Below are 2,836 nucleotides of genomic sequence, written 5' to 3' on the forward strand. Positions count from 1 at the left end.
AAGCAATGGGAACGATCAAGCCAATCGAACGATTAGTACTGGTAAGCTTCATGCGTTGCCGCACTTCCACACCCAGCCTATCAACGTGGTCGTCTTCCACGGTTCTCAAGGGAATACTCGTTTTCAGGTTGGTTTCCCGCTTAGATGCCTTCAGCGGTTATCCATTCCATATATAGCTACCCTGCTATGCCCTTGGCAGGACAACAGGTCCACCAGAGATATGTCCATCCCGGTCCTCTCGTACTAGGGACAGATCCTGTCAATATTCCTACACCCACGGCAGATAGGGACCGAACTGTCTCACGACGTTCTGAACCCAGCTCACGTACCGCTTTAATTGGCGAACAGCCAAACCCTTGGGACCTGCTCCAGCCCCAGGATGCGATGAGCCGACATCGAGGTGCCAAACAACCCCGTCGATATGGACTCTTGGGGGTCATCAGCCTGTTATCCCCGGCGTACCTTTTATCCGTTGAGCGATGGCCCTTCCACGCGGGACCACCGGATCACTATGACCGACTTTCGTCTCTGCTCGACTTGTCAGTCTCGCAGTCAGGCGGGCTTATGCCATTGCACTCGACGACCGATTTCCGACCGGTCTGAGCCCACCATCGCGCGCCTCCGTTACTCTTTCGGAGGCGACCGCCCCAGTCAAACTACCCACCATACACTGTCCCGGATCCGGATAACGGACCGCGGTTAGACATCCATGACGATAAGGGTGGTATTTCAAGGATGGCTCCACAAGAACTGGCGTCCCTGCTTCAAAGCCTACCACCTATCCTACACATGCCGACACGAATGCCAGTGTAAAGCTATAGTAAAGGTGCACGGGGTCTTTCCGTCTGACCGCAGGAACCCCGCATCTTCACGGGGAATTCAATTTCACTGAGTCTATGCTGGAGACAGCGGGGAAGTCGTTACGCCATTCGTGCAGGTCGGAACTTACCCGACAAGGAATTTCGCTACCTTAGGACCGTTATAGTTACGGCCGCCGTTTACTGGGGCTTCGATTCAGAGCTTGCACCCCTCCTCTTAACCTTCCAGCACCGGGCAGGCGTCAGACCCTATACGTCGTCTTGCGACTTCGCAGAGCCCTGTGTTTTTGATAAACAGTCGCTACCCCCTGGTCTGTGCCACCCCAAAAGACTTGCGTCCATTGGGGTCACGCTTCTTCCGAAGTTACGCGTGCAATTTGCCGAGTTCCTTCAGCATAGTTCTCTCAAGCGCCTTGGTATACTCTACCTGACCACCTGTGTCGGTTTCGGGTACGGTCTATACGGTGGAGCTATTTCCTGGAACCGCGTCCCCGCCCAGACAATCCAATAAGTCTGAACAAGTTAAGCAATCCGTCACTACCACCAGGCCCACGAATATTAACGTGGTTCCCATCGACTACGCGTGTCCGCCTCGTCTTAGGGGCCGGCTAACCCTGCTCAGATTAACTTTAAGCAGGAACCCTTGGTCTTTCGGCGAGAGGGTCTCTCACCCTCTTTATCGTTACTCATGTCAACATTCGCACTTCCGATACCTCCAGGACCCCTCACGGGTATCCCTTCACAGGCTTACGGAACGCTCCGCTACCACACGTCTTGCGACGTATCCTCAGCTTCGGTGCATGGCTTTAGCCCCGTTACATTTTCGGCGCAAAGACCCTTATTTAGACCAGTGAGCTGTTACGCTTTCTTTAAATGATGGCTGCTTCTAAGCCAACATCCTGGTTGTTTTGGGATCCTCACATCCTTTCCCACTTAGCCATGACTTGGGGACCTTAGCTGGAGGTCAGGGTTGTTGCCCTTTTCACGACGGACGTTAGCACCCGCCGTGTGTCTGCCGACTAGTACTCCTCGGTATTCGGAGTTTGGTTAGGATCAGTAAGACGGTGAGTCCCCATAGCCCATCCAGTGCTCTACCCCCGAGGGTATTCGGTCGACGCTCTACCTAAATAGATTTCGCGGAGAACCAGCTATTTCCGAGTTTGATTGGCCTTTCACCCCTAACCACAAGTCATCCCAATCTATTGCAACAGATGCGGGTTCGGTCCTCCAGTTGGTGTTACCCAACCTTCAACCTGCTCATGGCTAGATCACTCGGTTTCGGGTCTAATGCGACGAACTGAACGCCCTGTTCAGACTCGCTTTCGCTGCGCCTTCACCTATCGGCTTAAGCTTGCTCGTCACACTAAGTCGTTGACCCATTATACAAAAGGTACGCTGTCACCCTTGCGGGCTCCAACTGTTTGTAGGCATCCGGTTTCAGGTTCTATTTCACTCCCCTTGTCGGGGTGCTTTTCACCTTTCCCTCACGGTACTTGTTCGCTATCGGTCATGCACGAGTACTTAGGCTTGGAGAGTGGTCTCCCCATGTTCAGACAGGATTTCACGTGTCCCGCCTTACTCAAGGACAATGAGTGTTCTACGTGTAAGGGGCTATCACCCTCTACGGCCGACCTTTCCATGTCGTTCCACTTTATTCCTCATTGCCACTGGCCTGGTCCGCGTTCGCTCGCCACTACTTGCGGAGTCTCGGTTGATGTCCTTTCCTGCAGGTACTTAGATGTTTCAGTTCCCTGCGTTCGCTTCTTACCCCTATGTATTCAGAGTAAGATACCTTTAAACAATACTTGGAAACCTAAGCCGTACTTGCGCACGACTTAAATTTTCCAAGCATTTAAGGTGGGTTCCCCCATTCGGAGATCCATGGATCAAAGCTTATTCGCAGCTCCCCACGGCTTATCGCAGCGTATCACGTCCTTCATCGCCTGTGCATGCCAAGGCATCCACCAAATGCCCTTTTGACACTTGATCGTTCTCATTGCCAATGCTCATCCTTAGTT

General features: G+C 52.8%; 1 rRNA gene. It reads right to left on the reverse strand.

Annotated features, from left to right (window positions below):
* Positions 1 to 11: 11 nt before the first annotated feature.
* Positions 12 to 2,807, reverse strand: a 23S ribosomal RNA gene (locus ACIQUG_RS34585).
* Between the last annotated feature and the right edge of the window lie 29 nt (positions 2,808 to 2,836).

Source organism: Ensifer sp. NPDC090286, from assembly GCF_044769565.1.
Classification (GTDB): Bacteria; Pseudomonadota; Alphaproteobacteria; order Rhizobiales; family Rhizobiaceae; genus Ensifer.